Source organism: Rahnella ecdela (assembly GCF_019049625.1).
Classification (GTDB): domain Bacteria; phylum Pseudomonadota; class Gammaproteobacteria; order Enterobacterales; family Enterobacteriaceae; genus Rahnella; species Rahnella ecdela.
Map to the genome: position 1 here is coordinate 168579 of NZ_JAFMOY010000128.1, position 17591 is coordinate 186169.

Annotated in this window: 16 protein-coding genes; 8 read left to right on the plus strand and 8 right to left on the minus strand. The window is 52.9% G+C overall.

From position 1 onward, the window contains the following. Nucleotide 1: 1 nt before the first annotated feature. The 7 genes from J1784_RS15525 (at nucleotide 2) to J1784_RS15555 (ending at nucleotide 9270) form a co-directional block, all read left to right on the plus strand. Entirely contained in the window at nucleotides 2-2128 is a 2127-nt protein-coding gene (locus tag J1784_RS15525) for an alpha-galactosidase (protein ID WP_217149985.1), read from the plus strand. Nucleotides 2129-2186: 58 nt separating this feature from the next. Beyond that, entirely contained in the window at nucleotides 2187-3473 is a 1287-nt protein-coding gene (locus J1784_RS15530) for an MFS transporter (RefSeq protein WP_217149986.1), read from the plus strand. Nucleotides 3474-3540: 67 nt separating this feature from the next. Then, nucleotides 3541-4575: a LacI family DNA-binding transcriptional regulator gene (locus tag J1784_RS15535; protein ID WP_217149987.1), complete on the plus strand. Its 1035-nt coding sequence runs from the start codon at nucleotides 3541-3543 to the stop codon at nucleotides 4573-4575. A 214-nt stretch (nucleotides 4576-4789) separates the two neighbouring features. Then, nucleotides 4790-5539, plus strand: a complete 750-nt coding sequence (locus tag J1784_RS15540; protein ID WP_217149988.1) for a sugar phosphate isomerase/epimerase family protein — start codon at nucleotides 4790-4792, stop codon at nucleotides 5537-5539. A 48-nt stretch (nucleotides 5540-5587) separates the two neighbouring features. Next, complete coding sequence (locus J1784_RS15545; RefSeq protein ID WP_217149989.1) at nucleotides 5588-6868, plus strand: MFS transporter; 1281 nt, start codon at nucleotides 5588-5590, stop codon at nucleotides 6866-6868. A gap of 37 nt (nucleotides 6869-6905) precedes the next feature. Then, nucleotides 6906-7886: a glyoxylate/hydroxypyruvate reductase GhrB gene (ghrB, locus tag J1784_RS15550; protein ID WP_217149990.1), complete on the plus strand. Its 981-nt coding sequence runs from the start codon at nucleotides 6906-6908 to the stop codon at nucleotides 7884-7886. Between the two features lie 130 nt (nucleotides 7887-8016). After that, complete coding sequence (locus J1784_RS15555; protein ID WP_217149991.1) at nucleotides 8017-9270, plus strand: valine--pyruvate transaminase; 1254 nt, start codon at nucleotides 8017-8019, stop codon at nucleotides 9268-9270. 71 nt (nucleotides 9271-9341) lie between these two features. On the opposite strand, the gene ibpB is transcribed toward J1784_RS15555, so the two are convergent. Next, nucleotides 9342-9776 (minus strand): small heat shock chaperone IbpB, encoded by a 435-nt coding sequence (gene ibpB, locus J1784_RS15560; protein ID WP_217149992.1) that lies wholly within the window; start codon nucleotides 9774-9776, stop codon nucleotides 9342-9344. A gap of 156 nt (nucleotides 9777-9932) precedes the next feature. Continuing rightward, complete coding sequence (ibpA, locus tag J1784_RS15565; protein WP_112287226.1) at nucleotides 9933-10343, minus strand: small heat shock chaperone IbpA; 411 nt, start codon at nucleotides 10341-10343, stop codon at nucleotides 9933-9935. 406 nt (nucleotides 10344-10749) lie between these two features. On the opposite strand from ibpA, the gene J1784_RS15570 reads away from it, so the two are divergent. Continuing rightward, complete coding sequence (locus J1784_RS15570; protein WP_217149993.1) at nucleotides 10750-11127, plus strand: YceK/YidQ family lipoprotein; 378 nt, start codon at nucleotides 10750-10752, stop codon at nucleotides 11125-11127. A gap of 42 nt (nucleotides 11128-11169) precedes the next feature. Here the strand turns inward: J1784_RS15570 and J1784_RS15575 are convergent, their stop codons facing one another. From J1784_RS15575 to J1784_RS15600, 6 genes are all read right to left on the minus strand, one after another. Beyond that, on the minus strand, nucleotides 11170-12435 hold the full coding sequence (locus tag J1784_RS15575; protein WP_217149994.1) for a YidR family protein: 1266 nt from the start codon (nucleotides 12433-12435) through the stop codon (nucleotides 11170-11172). A gap of 68 nt (nucleotides 12436-12503) precedes the next feature. Continuing rightward, on the minus strand, nucleotides 12504-13799 hold the full coding sequence (locus J1784_RS15580; protein ID WP_217149995.1) for an MFS transporter: 1296 nt from the start codon (nucleotides 13797-13799) through the stop codon (nucleotides 12504-12506). 213 nt (nucleotides 13800-14012) lie between these two features. Beyond that, a complete protein-coding gene (dgoD, locus tag J1784_RS15585; protein ID WP_217149996.1) occupies nucleotides 14013-15161 on the minus strand; it encodes a galactonate dehydratase in 1149 nt (382 codons plus the stop codon). Beyond that, nucleotides 15158-15775 carry a 2-dehydro-3-deoxy-6-phosphogalactonate aldolase gene (locus J1784_RS15590; RefSeq protein WP_217149997.1) on the minus strand — a complete coding sequence of 206 codons (618 nt, stop codon included), beginning with the start codon at nucleotides 15773-15775 and terminating at the stop codon, nucleotides 15158-15160. The genes dgoD and J1784_RS15590 overlap by 4 nt, the downstream gene beginning before the upstream one ends. Beyond that, the gene (locus J1784_RS15595) at nucleotides 15759-16649 is read right to left on the minus strand and encodes a 2-dehydro-3-deoxygalactonokinase (protein ID WP_217149998.1); all 891 of its coding nucleotides are present in this window, start codon (nucleotides 16647-16649) and stop codon (nucleotides 15759-15761) included. Before J1784_RS15595 ends, J1784_RS15590 begins: the two co-directional genes overlap by 17 nt. Then, nucleotides 16646-17344 (minus strand): FadR/GntR family transcriptional regulator, encoded by a 699-nt coding sequence (locus tag J1784_RS15600; RefSeq protein ID WP_217149999.1) that lies wholly within the window; start codon nucleotides 17342-17344, stop codon nucleotides 16646-16648. The genes J1784_RS15595 and J1784_RS15600 overlap by 4 nt, the downstream gene beginning before the upstream one ends. Nucleotides 17345-17591 lie beyond the last annotated feature (247 nt).

The following is a 17591-nucleotide window of genomic DNA, read 5'->3' on the forward strand; positions in this document are numbered from 1 at the left end:
TATGGAAAACCAGATTGTTCATTTAACCGGCGGAAATACCAGCCTGATCGTCCGCTGCACCCCTTACGCCGAAATTCTTTACTGGGGAAACCGCCTTAGTGAGTTTTCAGCAGATGACATCATTTCGATGAGCCGCGCCGTGCCTAATGGCCGGATTGATGTGGAAGCGCCGGTAAATTTCAGCGTCGATTCAGGACGCGGTTCTTTCGGCACGCCGGGTATGGAAGGCCATCGCGACGGGCTGGACTGGTCGCCAGTGTTCAATACCACGCAGGTTAAACACGACGAAAATCATCTTCTTATCACCACCGAAGACGCGATTGCCGGTCTGCAATTTCGCAGCGAATTGCGCCTGGATGACAGCGGCGTTTTGCAGGCGCGCAATGCGCTGACCAATCTCACACCCGGCACCTATCAGGTGACACGACTGGCCGTGACGCTGCCGCTGCCTGAGCGCGCCGCCGAAGTGATGGCGTTTCATGGTCGCTGGATCAAAGAGTTTCAGCCGCACCGCACGCTGCTGGATCACGGCGGCATTATTCAGGAAAACCGCCGCGGCAAAACGTCCTCCGAATATTTCCCGGCGATGATGATCGGTCATCCGGGTTTCTGCGAAGAACAGGGCGAAGTCTGGGGAATACATCTGGGCTGGAGCGGCAACCATCGTCTGCGCGCCGACATCAAAATTGATGGCCGCCGCCTGATACAGGCCGAAGCGTTGTATTTCGCCGGCGAACAGCGCCTGGAACAAGGCGAAACGCTGGAAACGCCGTGGCTGTACGCCAGTTATTCCGCCAGTGGCCTGAACCAAATGAGCCAGCAATTCCACCGCTTTGTGCGTGAGCAGATTTTACGGTTCCCGATCGAAAAACCGCGTCCGGTACATCTCAATACCTGGGAAGGGATTTATTTTGATCACGATCCTGACTATATCATGCAGATGGCGACAGAATCGGCGGCGTTAGGCGTTGAACGCTTCATTATCGACGACGGCTGGTTCCGTGGCCGTGACCACGACCGCGCGGCGCTCGGTGACTGGTATCTCGATGAGAAGAAATACCCGCACGGCCTGAAACCGGTGATCGACCACGTTAAAAATCTCGGCATGGAATTTGGTATCTGGGTCGAGCCGGAAATGATTAACCCGGATTCCGATTTGTATCGCGCCCATCCGGACTGGCTGCTGGCGTTGTCGGGTTATCAGCAACCGAGCGGGCGTCATCAGTTCGTGCTCGATCTGAACAATCCGCAGGTCTTTGATTATCTGGTGGAACGCATGAGCTGGCTGCTCGGCGAGCACGACGTCGATTACGTGAAATGGGACATGAACCGTGAAATCGTCCAGCCGGGGCATGAAGGTCGCGCGGCGCTGACGGCACAAACGCAGCAATTCTACCGTCTGCTGGATGTACTGGGCGAACGCTTCCCGCACATCGAGTTTGAATCCTGCGCGTCCGGCGGTGGCCGTATTGATTTTGAGGTGCTCAAACGCAGCCACCGTTTCTGGACGTCCGACAATAACGATGCGCTGGAGCGGCAGAAAATCCAGCGCGGCATGAGCTACTTCTTCCCGCCGGAAGTGATGGGCTCGCACATCGGCAACAAGTTGTGCCACGCCACCTCGCGCCAGCACAGCATTGAGTTCCGCGGCCTGACCGCGCTGTTCGGCCATATGGGCATTGAGCTGGATCCGGTGAAAGAAGGCGAGGCTGAACGCGCCGGTTTTGCGAAATATACCCGCCTGCATCAGCAGCTGCGTCCGCTACTGCACAGCGGTGACGTGTACCGTGTGGATACGCACGATGAGACGGTGCTGATTAACGGCGTGGTCAGCGAAAACAAGGATCGCGCGGTGTTCCTGGTCAGTCAGCTGGCGATGCCCACCTGGTCATTACCCGGTGCATTACGCGTGCCGGGGCTGAAAACGGCTGCCCGATATCGCGTGACGGTGCTTGATGAACCGGCATTGCTGAAAGGCGGCGGCAGCGGTCATACCATGCGCATGCAACCGGCGTGGCTGCATGAGTCGCCGGTACTGAGCGGTGAATGGCTGGCAAATGCCGGGCTGGCGTTGCCGGTGCTGGATCCTGAAAGCGCCCTGCTTCTGGGCTTCGAAGAAATCAGATAACAACAAAAAACGCCGGTACGAAAGTGCCGGTTTTCATGGTTTCGGCAAGGAAATCACTATGAACTCTACACAAACTTCCGATCGTTGTTTCTATAAAAAAAATACTAACTTCTGGATATTTGGCAGCTATTTCTTCCTCTACTTCTTCATTATGGCGACCTGTTATCCGTTTTTACCGATCTGGCTTTCAGACATTATCGGCCTGAGTAAAACGGAAACCGGCATCGTATTTTCCAGCATGTCGCTGTTTGCCATTCTGTTTCAGCCGATTTTCGGCATCATTTCTGACAAGCTTGGCCTGAAAAAACACCTGCTGTGGATCATCGCCGTGCTGCTGTTCCTGTTCGCGCCGTTCTTCATTTACGTTTTCGCACCGTTGTTAAAACTGAATATTGTGCTCGGCGCCATTCTCGGCGGCGCGTATATCGGTTTCGTGTTTGCGGGTGGTTCAGGCGCGACTGAGGCTTACATTGAAAGGGTCAGCCGCAACAGTTCGTTCGAATACGGCAAGGCGCGGATGTTCGGGTGCTTCGGCTGGGGGATTTGCGCCTCGACGGCGGGCGTGTTGTTTAACATCAATCCCGACATCGTGTTCTGGATGGGATCCGGCGCGGCGATCATTTTGATGATTTTGCTGCTAATTGCCCGTCCGCAGGAAAACAATAACGCGCAGGTTCTGGATGAACTTGGTGCCAATCAGCCGCAATTTTCGCTGAAAACGGCAGCTTTATTGCTGAAAGAGCGCAAGCTGTGGATGCTGATTTTGTATGTGATTGGCGTGGCCTGCGTGTATGACGTGTTTGATCAGCAGTTCGCGACATTCTTCAAAACGTTCTTCGCCTCGCCGCAACAGGGCACGGAAATGTTCGGCTACGTCACCACCGCCGGCGAACTGTGTAACGCACTGATTATGTTCTGTTCACCGTGGATTATTAACCGCATCGGCGCGAAAAACACCCTGCTGCTGGCGGGCACGATTATGTCAATCCGCATTGTCGGTTCATCATTCGCGACGACCGCCATTGAAGTGATTCTGCTGAAAATGCTGCACGCGCTGGAAGTGCCTTTCCTGCTGGTGGGCGTGTTCAAATACATCACGCAGATTTTTGATGTCCGGTTCTCGGCGACCATTTATCTGATCGGGTTTAACTTTGCCAAACAGCTGGCGGCCATCTTCCTTTCCGCCTTTGCCGGTAATTTGTATGACCGCATCGGTTTCAGCGATACCTATCTGATCCTCGGCGGTATTGCCTTTAGCGTGACGATCATTTCGGCCTTTACGCTGAGCAGTCGACCGAAGCCCGAAGCGGTTTCGGGTGTGCAAACGGCGGAAGGTTTGCGCTGACTTGCGGATGCAGCCTTTCGGCACTCTGTGCTAGTCTCCGTGGGACAAGCATGAGGGGAGAAAGGCTGTGAGTAAAAAACAGGAACCGGGCGCGGCGGTTCGCGCCACGATACGTGACGTCGCCAGCGCCGCCAAAACGGGTAAGACCAGCGTTTCACGTTATCTCAACGGTGAACAACACCTGCTGTCCGATTCGCTGAAAGAGCGCATCGGACGGGCAATCTCCCTGCTCGATTATCAGCCGAGCCAGATGGCGCGCAGCCTGAAAAGCGGTCAGACGCGGTTAATCGGGCTGATTCTCGCCGATATTACTAATCCCTATTCTGTCGATGTAATGCGCGGCGTTGAAGCTGCGTGTCGTCAGGAAGGGCTGACGCTGCTGGTGTGCAATACCAACAACGAGCTGGATCAGGAAAAGCATTACCTGCAATTGCTCAGCAGTTATCGCGTGGACGGCATTGTGGTGAACGCCGTCGGTATGCGTGAGGCGGCGATTTCCACGCTGCAACAGGCCAATCTACCGATGGTGCTGATCGACCGCAAAGTCGCGAATTTCGCTTGCGACGTCATCGGCCTGAAAAACGAAGAAGCCACGCAGTTGATGACCGATCACCTCGTACAACAAGGTTTCGAGGCACTGCTTTTCGTCAGCGAACCCGCCACCGTTAATACCCGTTTCGACCGCCTGCGCACGTTCCTGCAACGTATGCAGCAATCCCCGCAACTGACGGGCGAACAGGGTGAAATTGAGCTGTATAACACGGAAGGGCTGGACAATTTACTGCGCGATTTTGTGACGCGCCACGCGGATAAACACAAAGCCGTAATGTGCGTGAACGGCGCACTGACGTTACAGGTCGCGCGCGCCATGCAGCGCCTGAATCTCCGCTGGGGGCCGGACATCGGTTTATCCGGTTTCGATGAACTGGTGTGGGCCGATCTGGCGGGCGTGGGCATTACGACGCTCAAACAGCCAACGTACGATATGGGCGTGGCGGCCCTCCGCCAGCTGGTGACCCGTATTCAGGGCAATACTGAGCCGGTCAAAGACCTGGAGTTTTCCGGCGAACTGGTCGCACGCGGGTCCACCGCAGCACGCTGATCCCTTTTACTTCTCCGATTTCCTGCCCGTTCTTCGTGAGCGGGATCATATTTTCGGGCTTTTGTTCTGTCGTCTGGAACCGGTTCCAATTAGGTTGTATAAAACGAAACAAAACGTTAACAACGGCACGACGTCTCATTTTCCTGACTAAAATGAGGTGTCGAAATGATTGCCTGCATCTCACTGGCAGCGCGCCCTCACGGGAAAAACGTTCATGAAAAGAGAAATCGTCATTGTCACCGCCGCCTACGGCAACAGCGTGGTGAAAGACCTTGGTGGTCAGGCCGAACTGCTTTCCGTCATTGCGGCTGCAAAGGCCGATGGCGTGGAAATCCGCCGTGAATTGTTCTCCCCGCAGGAGCTGGATACGTTACCGGCACTGGCAGAGAAAATTCAGCAGCACGGGTTGTTTGCGGTTTACTCGGTGCCTTTCCCGCTGTTTTTGTCAGGTGGCGAGCTTAATCCTGATGCACCACAATATTTTGAAGAGGCGCGCATTCTGAATGCCCGCACGATTAAGTTTTCTCTCGGTGAATTTGAGCCGGGTCAGGATCTGACACCGCTGAAAGTGGTGCTGGCATCCAGCCCGGTGAAGCTGGTAGTGGAGAACGATCAGACCCCAGAATGTGGAATTCTGTCGCGCATTAATGCCTTCATGTTTGCCGCAGAATCCCTGCATTTGCCATTGAGTATGACTTTCGACATGGCCAACTGGCTGTGGGTCGGACAGGATCCGGCGATTGCCGCTGAGCGTCTGGCACGTCATGTCGGATATGTGCATGTGAAAGCCGCGGAAAAACGCGCCGGAAAATGGCACGCCGTGGCGCTCGATAACAGCGATGGCAGCTGGGAACCTTTGTTGAAAATGTTGCCTCAGGATGTGCCGCGCGGCATCGAATTCCCGCTTGAAGGGGATGATTTAACCGCCGTGACGCGCCATTACGTGGATGTTTTACGCGGCTGATTTCGCATGAATGCGGGAAAAGCTGAGGCATTATCAGGAGATACCGTTATGAACAAGACCAGACTGGCGTCACGCCGCTGGTGGTACATCATGCCAATCGTGTTCATCACTTACAGTCTGGCGTATGTCGACCGCTCAAACTTCAGTTTCGCGTCGGCTGCCGGTATCAATGATGATCTTCACATCACCAAAGGCATGTCTTCCCTGCTCGGTGCCCTGTTTTTCCTCGGCTACTTTTTCTTCCAGATCCCCGGCACGATTTATGCCGAAAGGCGCAGCGTTAAGAAGCTGATTTTCTGGTGCTTATTGCTGTGGGGCGGTTTTGCTTCGCTGACCGGCGTGGTAACGAATATCCCGATGCTGGCAGTGATCCGCTTTGCGCTCGGCGTGGTGGAAGCCGCCGTGATGCCCGCCATGCTGGTGTACATCAGTAACTGGTTTACGAAATCCGAACGCTCACGCGCCAATACGTTTTTGATTTTGGGCAATCCGGTGACGGTGCTGTGGATGTCGGTGCTTTCCGGCTATCTGATCAAATCGTTTGGCTGGCGGGAAATGTTTATCTTTGAAGGCATTCCGGCGGTGATCTGGGCGATTATCTGGTGGTTCAGCGTCAAAGATAAACCCGAAGAAGTCAGCTGGCTGAGTGAGCAGGAGAAAAAAGCCCTGGCCGAGCAGCTGGAAAAAGAACAGAAAGATATTCAGGCGGTCGGCGGTTACCGCGAAGCCTTCCGCTCGAGAAATGTGATTTTTCTCTGTCTGCAATATTTCTTCTGGAGCATCGGCGTGTATGGCTTTGTGCTCTGGCTGCCGTCGATTTTGCGCGATGGTAAATCAATGGGCATGGTCGAAGCGGGCTGGCTCTCTTCTGCTCCTTATCTGGCGGCGACCATCGCGATGATCCTGGTGTCATGGGCATCAGACAAAATGCAAAACCGTAAACTGTTTGTCTGGCCGCTGTTGCTGGTCGGCGCCCTGGCGTTCTTTGGATCCTGGGCAGCTGGCACAAACAATTTCTGGCTTTCGTACAGTTTACTGGTGGTCGCGGCTGCCGCAATGTATGCCCCGTACGGTCCGTTCTTTGCCATCATTCCTGAAATGCTGCCGAAGAATGTGTCGGGCGGCGCGATGGCGTTAATCAACAGTCTGGGTGCGCTGGGCTCGTTCTTTGGCTCGTGGTTTGTCGGTTATCTGAACGGCAGCACGGGCAGTCCTGCCGCCTCGTTTATTTTTATGGCCGTCTCGCTGTTGCTGTCTGCCGGAATAACGCTGTTAGTCCGACCGCGCAAGGCTGAAATTAAACCGAAAGGGAATGTTTCCTTAACCTGAAATCTGAAAATACTCATTTGAAGAATTGGAGTTTGTAATGAATAAGCCGTCAATTGTTCTGTACAAAAAACTGCCTGCCGATTTGCATCAACGTCTTGAAGAGCATTTTGCTATTACCGAATTCGATGGCATCACCGACAAAAACCGTGCTGAGGTTTTTGATGCTTTGCAAAACGCAGAAGGCCTGCTGGGTTCGGGCGGAAAAATCGATAAAGAGCTGTTTGACCATGCGCCGCGCCTGCGTGCGGTATCCACCATTTCCGTCGGCTATGATAACTTTGACGTGGCTGAACTGACCCGCCGCGAAATCCCGATGATGCACACGCCGACGGCGCTGACCGATACCGTGGCTGATACCGTGATGGCGCTGGTGCTCTCTACCGCCCGCCGCGTGGTGAATGTGGCCGAGCGCGTGAAAGCCGGTGAATGGAACGAAAATATTGGCGAAGACTGGTTCGGCATCGATGTACACCATAAAACGATGGGTATCGTCGGCATGGGCCGTATCGGTCTGGCGCTGGCACAACGTGCGCATTTTGGTTTCAACATGCCGATTTTGTATAACGCACGCAGCCAGCATAAAGAAGCGGAAGAGAAGTTTGGCGCGCGTAAATGTGAGCTGAACGAACTGCTGAAAGAGTCTGATTTCGTCTGTATTTTGCTGCCAATGACCGAACAAACGTTCCATCTGATTGGTAAAGAAGAACTGGCGAAAATGAAATCCAGCGCGATTTTAATCAGCGCAGGCCGCGGGCCGGTTATTGATGAACCGGCTCTGATTGAAGCGCTGAAAGCAGGTACGATTTATGGCGCAGGTATGGACGTGTTCGAGACTGAGCCGCTGCCAAAAGATTCTGCGCTGCTGACTCTGCCGAACGTGGTGGCGCTGCCCCATATCGGTTCCGCCACGCACGAAACCCGCTACGACATGGCGGCCTGTGCGGTGGATAACCTTATTGCAGCCATGAAAGGCGACGTGAAAGAATTTTGCGTGAACCCGGAAGTTCTGAAGAAGTAATCCCCTTTCTCATTCCCTTTCATCATTAACAGAAAGGGAATGAGAAATTCAAATCCCGGTGGTCCGATTGCACTGTTTTGCCGCAGGCGTTATGGTGGACGACACATTTCGATAACATACAAAGCTTTCTATGACGTTTTCTGCTTTCGGTGACAAATTTACCCGTTTTTCAGGCATCACACGCCTGATGGGCGATATGAATGACGGTTTACGCACACCTGGCGCAGTCATGCTGGGCGGCGGTAATCCGGCACAAATTCCTGAGATGCAGGATTATTTCCAGACGCTGCTGTCGGAAATGCTGGCCGCAGGCAAGCTGACCGAAGCGCTGTGCAATTATGACGGCCCGCAGGGCAAAGACGTTCTGCGTCACGCGCTGGCAGAGATGTTACAGAAAGAGCTCGGCTGGCAGCTGGATGCGCAAAATATTGCGCTAACCAACGGCAGCCAGAGCGCCTTCTTCTATTTATTCAATCTGTTCGCCGGCCGTCGCGCCGATGGCAGCATGTCCAAAGTTCTGTTCCCGCTGGCACCGGAATATCTCGGGTACGCCGACGCAGGACTGGACGAAAATCTGTTTGTTTCGGCCAAACCGAATATCGAATTACTGCCTGAAGGCCAGTTCAAATATCACGTTGATTTCGATCATCTGAACATTACCGATGATATCGGCCTGATCTGCGTTTCCCGTCCGACCAACCCGACGGGTAATGTGATTACCGACGAAGAGCTGATGCGCCTTGATGCGCTGGCGCAGCAGAAAGATATTCCGTTACTCATCGACAATGCCTATGGCGTGCCGTTCCCGGGGATTGTGTTCACGGACGCGACGCCGCTGTGGAACCCGAATATTATCCTTTGCATGAGCCTGTCGAAACTTGGCCTGCCAGGTTCACGCTGCGGTATCGTGATTGCCGATGAGAAAATCATTAAAGCGATCAGTAACATGAACGGCATTATCAGCCTGTCTCCGGGCAGCGTCGGACCGGCGATTGCCCATGAGATGATTGCGCGCGGCGATTTACTGCGCCTCTCCGAAGAAGTGATCAAACCGTTTTATTTCCAGCGCGTGCAGGAAACCATCGCCACGCTGCGTCGTTATCTGCCGGAAGAACGTTGCCTTATCCACAAGCCGGAAGGGGCGATTTTCCTGTGGCTGTGGTTCAAAGATTTGCCGATCACCACCGAAGTGCTGTATCAGCGCCTTAAGCAGCGTGGTGTTCTGATGGTGCCGGGCGATTATTTCTTCCCTGGGCTGGAACATCCATGGCCACACACGCATCAGTGTATGCGTATGAATTACGTGCCTGATGCTGAGCAGATTGAGCGCGGTGTGAAGATTCTGGCGGAAGAAGTGGAAAAAGCGCACGCGGAAAATCAATAACCGCCTGCCGTTTTGCAGACAAAAAAAGGGGAGGACATCAGTCCTCCCCTTCTTATTTTACGCTGACTATTTTATACAGACTGGTTTTCCAGCGCCGGTTTTTCAGTTCCAATCGCAATTTTCTGCGGCTGTAACGCTTCCGGCACATCGCGCACCAGACTGATGTGCAGCAATCCGTTGATGAACTCTGCCGCAGAGACATGCATATGCTCTGCCAGCGTGAAGCTCAGGGTGAAAGGCTTGATCACTAACCCCTGATGCAGATATTCCACTTTAGCTTCCGGCTGAGCAGGCGTACCGCTGACGGTCAAACGCGGCCCTTCGACTTCAATATTCAGCTCGCTCTGCTGGAAACCGGCCAGCGCCAGTGAAATGCGATAATGATTGTCGTCAGACTTTTCAATATTGTAAGGAGGAAAAGCCTGATCCGCACCCTGCATGGAACTGGCTAATTTATCGAAACCAATCCACTGACGCAGTAATGGGGAAATATCGTAATTACGCATGGTATAACTCCTTCTTTGAAGCGAGATTTATAATTCCGTCATCCGTTTCGGGCGTGACGGCGCAGCTCCCTGACGGCGAGCCTAAACTTTTTCATTTTCTGGTGGTCAATACTGGTTAATACAGTGCTGACCACCGGTGACTTATTCGCGGAAAAATCAGCGAATTTCGATACGCCGCGGTTTAGAAGTTTCAGGAACGATGCGTTCCAGGTCGATATACAATAAACCGTTCGACAGATTGGCGGCTTTTATTTGGATATGTTCCGCTAGCTGGAATTTACGTTCGAAATTACGTTCAGCGATGCCCTGATATAAATACGTGCGGTCGGTTTCAGTCGGTGCATGCGCGCCTTTGACCACCAGCATGTTGTCATGGGCCGTGATGTCCAGCTCTGACTCGGCAAAACCGGCTACCGCGATAGCAATCCGGTAATGGTTTTCGTCAACCAGCTCGACATTATAAGGGGGATAGCCGCCACCCTGATTCTGGCCAGATTCGATGAGATTAAATAAACGGTCAAAACCAATAGCAGAACGGTATAACGGGGATAAATCGAAATTGCGCATTACTGCTTCTCCTGATATTCAGCGAGTGCATGTTAAAAGTTATAGCCTTCCATTCGGACAGGCCGGCGACGCATTCAACGTTTTATGATAAATCGTGAGTCAAGATCCCTTCCGGCGTATCTCTTCCTGCGTCGTACAATAAAAATGGAGACGAAAGGTTTTTTTTCAAGCCGGTAAAAACAAAAAAAATCAGGAAATTTTGACAACCTGATGGCAAAAATACACAACAGGCTGAAGTGAAATAACAGGGAATGCAGGCGGTTTTCTGCAAGATTTCAAATAGTAATTACACTTAATGGGATCGCAGCCACAGAGCTACAGCTTGCTTTGTTAATTTTTTTTGCTGAGTGGTATAAGTCATTTTTGACTTAAAAACTCAGACTGACAGCATAAGATGAGTTCTAACATGATGAAATTTGCACTGACGCCGCTGATGACAGGATGTGTTTTTTTAGCGACGAGCGGTTGTTCTAGCGTGATGAGCCACACCGGCGGAGACACCGGATATTATTCAGGCTCACGTGCTGATGTGAATATGATGAAAAGCGATGATACAAGCTGGGCGATGACGCCTCTGCTGCTCATTGATTTACCCTTCAGCGCCCTGCTGGATACGGTTTTGCTGCCGTATGATTATTACCGCAGCGGAAAGGTCACGACGCGCGATCGCGTCAAAGCCAGCGAAGAACATAATATTGCGCTGAGCAACGGCGTGGATATCGACCACGTTCCGCCAATGACCACCTCCGATCGCGGTCATAAATCCTCGACGCATAAAAAATAAGCGTAAAAAAACCGGCCTGATCTGGCCGGTTTTATAATGCAGTTACTGTATGTCGGTAACGAAAATCTGAGCAAACTCCCCGCACTGGCGCATAAACGCCACTTTGCTGCCATCCGGTGAAAACACCACAGCATCGGCGCAAGGCGCAATCTCCGTTCTCTGCGTTAACCGCTGCAATGCACCTCTTTCAACATCAAGGCGCATCACGCTGTTATCGCAGACCAGGGCCAGCGATTTTCCGTCCGGGCTCCAGCTGAATGCAGACTGAATCCCGATCTCCGAATGGCTGATCTGCACCGGTTCGCCGTCGTTGGGTGACACCGTCCAGACCTGAACCACATCATTTTTATCTTTCATCAGAAACGCAATCTGTGCGCCATCCGGCGACGCGCGCAGCCAGTGACGTGGTTGCAGGGCAATGCCCTTTTCGGTGAAAGTGAGCCGTCTTTGCTTCACGCCCGCCGGTGGCGCTGGCAGCGTTTCAGTCGTGCCCTGTAAGGGTTTATCACCAGCCTTGCGGTAATCCGCATCGTTGTCTGGTAAATCCACCACAAAGATTTCAGGGTGCTTTTCGCCTTGTGCAGAAAGCGTGTCGCCGATAAAGGCCAGCGCCCAGCGCTGACGGGAACCGTTGGCTTTCGCATAACCTTCCTGCCCGATCCAGCCTTCTTCGTAAGCACGGTTGATGTCATCGCTGCCGGGCTGAGGATTTGCAGTGGTTTCGCTGACCAGCACACTGAAATGGCTGCCGTCGTATTCACGGGGATGATGCTTTGGCGGCGTCACGGGAAAGCCGGAAAGGGCGACACCCACATTGCGCAGATCGAGAGCAGGATCGCGCTCATGCAAAACATGGTCGTTATAGGTAAAGCTCAGCCGAGAACCGTCAGGACTAAAAACGTGAACATGCGTGCCGCCCCGCAGGGCTCCGGCGGTAAAAGGCGTGGTGATATCCATCGCATCCAGCGTGACCGCCTTTTCGTGCGCGGGCTCAGATACGATGACGCCGCGACGATGATGGAAATCATACTGCCAGCTGGCATCCGGATTTTCGGGTCCATGAATAAACGCATAACGGGCGGGCTCATCCGGACTGACCGTCACCACCCCCACGTGCGCGCCTTCTGTTGCCTGATAAAGCACTTGTGTCTCACCGGTTTCGACATTTACGCGCTCAATGGTTGAGCCGGTAAAAGAGCCGCCATGCGGACGCACGTCATAAACCAGCCACTGGCTGTCCGGCGTCCAGACGTTAATGTTGGTGAGCTGATGCCCGCGGGCATCAGAGGTTAATTGTTTTTCAGTCATGCGTTCAGGTGTGCCCTGCCGTTCAAGGAATGCCTAAGAATAGGGGACTCAAACGGCAGTGGCAATCTTCAGCAATCTCCGACGCGTTTCACTTCACCTACGAGGAAGATATAAGACAGCGCGCCCAGTAACGCGACAACTGAAATATAGGTTAATGAAGGGGCAAAACCATAATCCTGCGCTAAATAGCCGACCACTAACGGAACGGTAATTCCGCCTAAACCACCTGCAAGATTAAATACGCCGCCAGTCAGTCCGATTAACCGGACCGGAGCTAATGAAGAAACCAGCGACCAGGTAATAGAGGCAAAACCATTGCCGAAGAATGCCAGTGCCATTAATATCATGATCCACATCGGGTCATTAGTATAATTCGCGCCCATAATACAGGTGGATAATAACAGCCCGCAGATAATCGGTAATTTTCGTGCAAAGCCAATCGACTTCCCCTTTCGCACCAGTTTATCCGCTACCATGCCGGATAATAACACGCCGAAGAATGCGGCGAGGAAAGGTACGGTTGTCATAAACCCGGCAGTGAGCGCTGCAATGTGTTTTTCCTGAGTCAGATAATTGGGGAACCATGTCAGGAAGAACCACAAAGTCGATGCAACGGCGAATTGCCCTAAATACACACCAACCAGTTTGCGGTTAAATACCAGTTTCCAGTCTGCTGCCGTGAGCGGCGTTCGTGCTTTTTTGTCCGCCGGTGCGTCCCCGTCAACCAGCCCGCCCCCCGCCCGGATATGCTCCAGTTCCTGAGCATTCACGTATTTGCACTTACGTGGCGACCGGTAAACCATGAAGAATATCAGCGACCAGATGATGCCGACGCCACCGGTGATTATGAATACCCAGTGCCAGCTGAGCTTTTCCTGGATCCAGATAAGCAGAGGTGTCAGGAATGCCAGGCCGACAAACTGACCGGAGGTGAAGAAGCCCACCGCAGAAGCGCGTTCTTCCTCGGGGAACCAGCTGGTCACCATGCGATTATTGGTCGGAAATGCCGGAGCTTCGAACAGGCCCGTGACTGCCCGCAGACCAATCAGAGACGCTAAGCCGCCAGCGAACCCCTGAAAAAGGGTAGCGACTGACCAGCCGAAAATTGCGATAAAATAGGTAATCCTTGAGCCGACGCGATCAAGGAACCAGCCGCCGGGGATCTGGCAGGCAGTATAGGTCCACGCAAAGGCCGAGAAAATATAGCCCATCTGCGTTTTGGTTATTCCAAATTCGTGCTGAATATGGGCAGACGCGACGGCCAGATTAGCGCGATCAACATAACAAATAACGACAGTAATGAAGATCATGAATAATGTGACGTAACGTCTTTTTGTTGGTTTGACTTGTAGGGTCGTATCCATTATTTATTTCCTGGTAATGGTTATAGTATAGAGCAGACGTAAGCGTGACTCAGAGTTTTCCTGATATTTTTTATAATTACTTAATTTATTACCTTAAATCATATTGACGTTTTCAAGGCGGCAATTGAATAAATCCCCTGGAGCTTACTTAAATAAGTAATCTGGGTGAATGAAAGCAGCCAACGCAGAGGACGTTCAAAAGATGACAGGTAATTACCATTCAGCGACAGCACCGTCCGGATAACGCCACAATGGGTTTCTCCAGTCAGGTGCATTTTTACTTCTTTCAATCACCAACTCTTCATTAATTTCTACGCCAAGACCCGGTTTATTTAAGGGATAGAAATAACCGTTGGTCATTTTAAAATCGTCTTTATTAATAACGAAATCGAGTAACTCCGCGCCCTTATTATAATGAATGCCCATACTTTGTTCCTGAAGCACGGCATTGCGTGATACGAAATCAAGATGTAGACAGGAAGCCAGCGCAATCGGTCCGAGCGGACAATGTGGCGCCAGCGCGACATCATAAGATTCCGCCATCGCGGCAATTTTGAAGCATTCGGTAATCCCGCCCGCGTGCGACAAATCAGGTTGCACAATTGCCAGACCGCCATCCGCCAGGACACGTTTGAAATCGAAGCGTGAGAACATACGTTCACCTGCCGCAATCGGAATATGTGTTTGCGCGGCAAGACGCGGGTAATATTCGGCCTGCTCAGCCAGCACCGGCTCTTCGATAAACAGCGGGCGGTAAGGCTCGAGTTCTTTGATCAGGATTTTCGCCATCGGCGCGCTGACGCGACCATGGAAATCCAGACCAAATTCAATTTCGTTGCCAAACTCAGCGCGAATTTGCGCGGCCTGCGCAACAGCACCATCTACCTGACGGGCGTTTTCAATAATGCCCATTTCTTCACAACCGTTTAGCTTGAACGTATCAAATCCGATGGCGCGTAGTTTATTGATGCCATCAATCAGTTCGGAAGGCCGGTCACCGCCCACCCAGCTGTATGCTTTGATTTTATCGCGCACAAGACCGCCCAAAAGCTGGTAAACCGGTACGCCCAGTGCTTTACCTTTAATGTCCCACAGCGCCTGGTCGATACCCGAAATGGCGCTCATCAGGATCGGGCCGCCGCGATAAAATCCGCCGCGATACAGGGTCTGCCATATGTCGTTGATACGCGCCGGATCCTGCCCGATAACGTATTCGCTCAGCTCATGAACCGCCGCCTCGACGCTGCGCGCACGCCCTTCGATAACCGGTTCGCCCCAGCCGGTAATGCCTTCATCGGTTTCAATCTTCAGAAACATCCAGCGCGGCGGCAGGCGGTAAGTGGTCAGTTTGGTCACTTTCATTGTGTTGCGTCCTTATAAGCCTGGATAAATGCTTTGGCCCTGAGCGACGTCGTTTCTGGCGTCTGGCCTGCGCGATATAAATCGCTGCCGAGTCCTGCTCCGGCACAGCCCGCGCTGAGATAAATCGCCAGATTTTCCGGCGTCACACCGCCGACAGCAAAGACCGGGACACGGGCGGGCAAAACCGCTTTCAGCGCTTTGATGTAGTCCGGACCGAATGCGGATGAAGGGAAGATTTTCAGCGCCTGCGCTCCGGCTTCCAGCGCCGTAAAGGCTTCGGTGGCGGTCGCGCAACCGGCGCAAACTGTCATGCCCAGCTCAATGGCACGGCGGATAACCTGCGGATTAATATTCGGTGTAACCACCAGTTTGCTGCCAAGCGAATGAAGCATATCGACCTGTTGCGGTTCCAGCACCGTACCCGCGCCTAAAAGCGCACGTGCGCCGAAAGTGCTGACTGCCAGTCTGATACTTTCCTGCCAGTCCGGTGAATTGAGCGGGATTTCTACCGCGTCAAAACCGGCCTCCAGCAGGACGGAAATATGCTGGTTCACTTCCTGCGGACGGATGCCGCGCAGAATGCCGATCAGCGGGATTTTAGTCGCCCATTGCATTTACGATCCTCCTTATACCTGATTGAAAAGCCTGATCGCCGTCGAAAGCCTGCCATCTGACACCCGCCAGACTCAGTGCCTGTGCGTAGCGTTCGGTCAGTTGCGGATTGCCAATGATTGTGACCGATTGCTGATGGCCAAAAAGCCGGAGCATTTGAGCGACTTCACTGCCAATCAGCAGCCCGGAAAGCCAGTCACTGACGGCGGATTTATCCAGCCGGTTCAGCACATGCGCGGCACGCACTTCGAATAAGCGGCCGGTGATGTCCGGCTGGCTGAAACCGGTGCTGAGCCCCTGATGGAAAACGTCACCGGCAGATTGCTGCGCGGGTAAACCTTTGCCGAGAAGCGAATGGCTCATCAGGAGATGGTGAAGTTCGCCAGTCATTGCCGTGCGAAAATCTCGAATCTGACTGCCGTCGGTCTCAACCCATTTGCTGTGGGTGCCGGGCATCAGATAAAGAGAAGCGGGAGAATCGTGAAGCGCACCGAGCAGTTGTGTTTCTTCGCCGCGCATAACATTGCAGTTATCGGCACGATTGATGCAAATTCCCGGCACAATCCATGCTTTTGCCGGTAATGCGGCGCTGACGGGAAAAAGATGCTGCCCGAGGGCATCGAGAGAAACTGGCGCGGGCAGATAAGGCACATCCACCCAGCCGGCATTGCTGCCAATCATCCCCGCCATAATCACGGGCAGTTTTAAGGACTGCCACGGTGCAATTATGTCGTTAAATACCTGTTGTGGCGTGGTGCCTTCCAGCCGGGTAATTCCGCGTTCTGAGCGGACTTGCGCGGTACATTCTCCCTGCTGGTACAAAAAGGCGCGCAGGTTGGTTGAACCCCAGTCCAGCGCGATATAGCTTGCTGTCATGTAATGTCCTTGAGTCGTTTCGTCGAAGAGGCAATCATTTTCATGGCCGCCTGCTCCGCCGCGTTGGCATCCTGATGCCGGATGGCGTGGAACAATTCCTGATGTTCCTGCAACGTCACCGGCATGTTGTCGTCATCCGGCATGTACGTTCTTTCAAACACAGCCCGTTGTAATGAGCTGATGGCGATACTCAGCTGCTGTAAAACCGGGTTATGAACTGCCGCCAACACCGCTTCATGGAAGCAAATATCCGCTTCGTTAAACGCGTCCCTGTCCTGATGATTAGCAATCATGTTGTTCAATGCTTCTTCGATCACCGCCAGTTCGCCGGAGGTCGCACGTTCGGCAGCCCAGCGGGCAATTGTCGGCTCAACCAGGTTACGCACTTCACTCATGGCGGCGATCAGGCGCGGGTCGTAATCACTGGCCAGGACCCATTGCAGAACATCGGTATCGAGGTAATTCCACTGACTACGCGGGCTGACAAACGCGCCGCGATAGCGCTTGATTTCGACCAGCCGTTTCGCCGTCAGTGAGCGCAGAACTTCGCGGATAATGTTGCGCGAGGTATCGAACTGCTCACAAAGTTCCATTTCAGAAGGCAGCGCCGCGCCGGGAATGTATTTTCCGCTGACAATTTGCTGCCCCATTTCGAGGACCAGACGATCGGTTTTGCTAAGTTCTTGTGAAGACATAAATACTCCGGGGCTGAAGGATAAAATCTTACTTTACCGCTCAGACCCTTTCCGGTCTCTGGATTGCTGCACAATCTTGCAAGCCGCCATGCTGAATACGTGGATATAGTAGTACCAAATAGTTATTTTGTACTACAATCCAGATCACAAAACAGACAATCCGCATTTATTCGCCGGAAAGGTACTTTCAGGGGGAGGAAAAGACGTGACGAAACGGCCTGCTTTCATGATGAAAACAAGCCGGGAA

Coding starts and splice junctions, on each gene's coding strand:
- J1784_RS15525 (WP_217149985.1), top strand. CDS start 2: ATGGAAAACCAGATTGTTCATTTAACCGGCGGAAATACCAGCCTGATC.
- J1784_RS15530 (WP_217149986.1), top strand. CDS start 2,187: ATGAACTCTACACAAACTTCCGATCGTTGTTTCTATAAAAAAAATACT.
- J1784_RS15540 (WP_217149988.1), top strand. CDS start 4,790: ATGAAAAGAGAAATCGTCATTGTCACCGCCGCCTACGGCAACAGCGTG.
- J1784_RS15545 (WP_217149989.1), top strand. CDS start 5,588: ATGAACAAGACCAGACTGGCGTCACGCCGCTGGTGGTACATCATGCCA.
- ghrB (WP_217149990.1), top strand. CDS start 6,906: ATGAATAAGCCGTCAATTGTTCTGTACAAAAAACTGCCTGCCGATTTG.
- J1784_RS15555 (WP_217149991.1), top strand. CDS start 8,017: ATGACGTTTTCTGCTTTCGGTGACAAATTTACCCGTTTTTCAGGCATC.
- ibpB (WP_217149992.1), bottom strand. CDS start 9,776: ATGCGTAATTACGATATTTCCCCATTACTGCGTCAGTGGATTGGTTTC.
- ibpA (WP_112287226.1), bottom strand. CDS start 10,343: ATGCGCAATTTCGATTTATCCCCGTTATACCGTTCTGCTATTGGTTTT.
- J1784_RS15570 (WP_217149993.1), top strand. CDS start 10,750: ATGATGAAATTTGCACTGACGCCGCTGATGACAGGATGTGTTTTTTTA.
- J1784_RS15575 (WP_217149994.1), bottom strand. CDS start 12,435: ATGACTGAAAAACAATTAACCTCTGATGCCCGCGGGCATCAGCTCACC.
- J1784_RS15580 (WP_217149995.1), bottom strand. CDS start 13,799: ATGGATACGACCCTACAAGTCAAACCAACAAAAAGACGTTACGTCACA.
- dgoD (WP_217149996.1), bottom strand. CDS start 15,161: ATGAAAGTGACCAAACTGACCACTTACCGCCTGCCGCCGCGCTGGATG.
- J1784_RS15590 (WP_217149997.1), bottom strand. CDS start 15,775: ATGCAATGGGCGACTAAAATCCCGCTGATCGGCATTCTGCGCGGCATC.
- J1784_RS15595 (WP_217149998.1), bottom strand. CDS start 16,649: ATGACAGCAAGCTATATCGCGCTGGACTGGGGTTCAACCAACCTGCGC.
- J1784_RS15600 (WP_217149999.1), bottom strand. CDS start 17,344: ATGTCTTCACAAGAACTTAGCAAAACCGATCGTCTGGTCCTCGAAATG.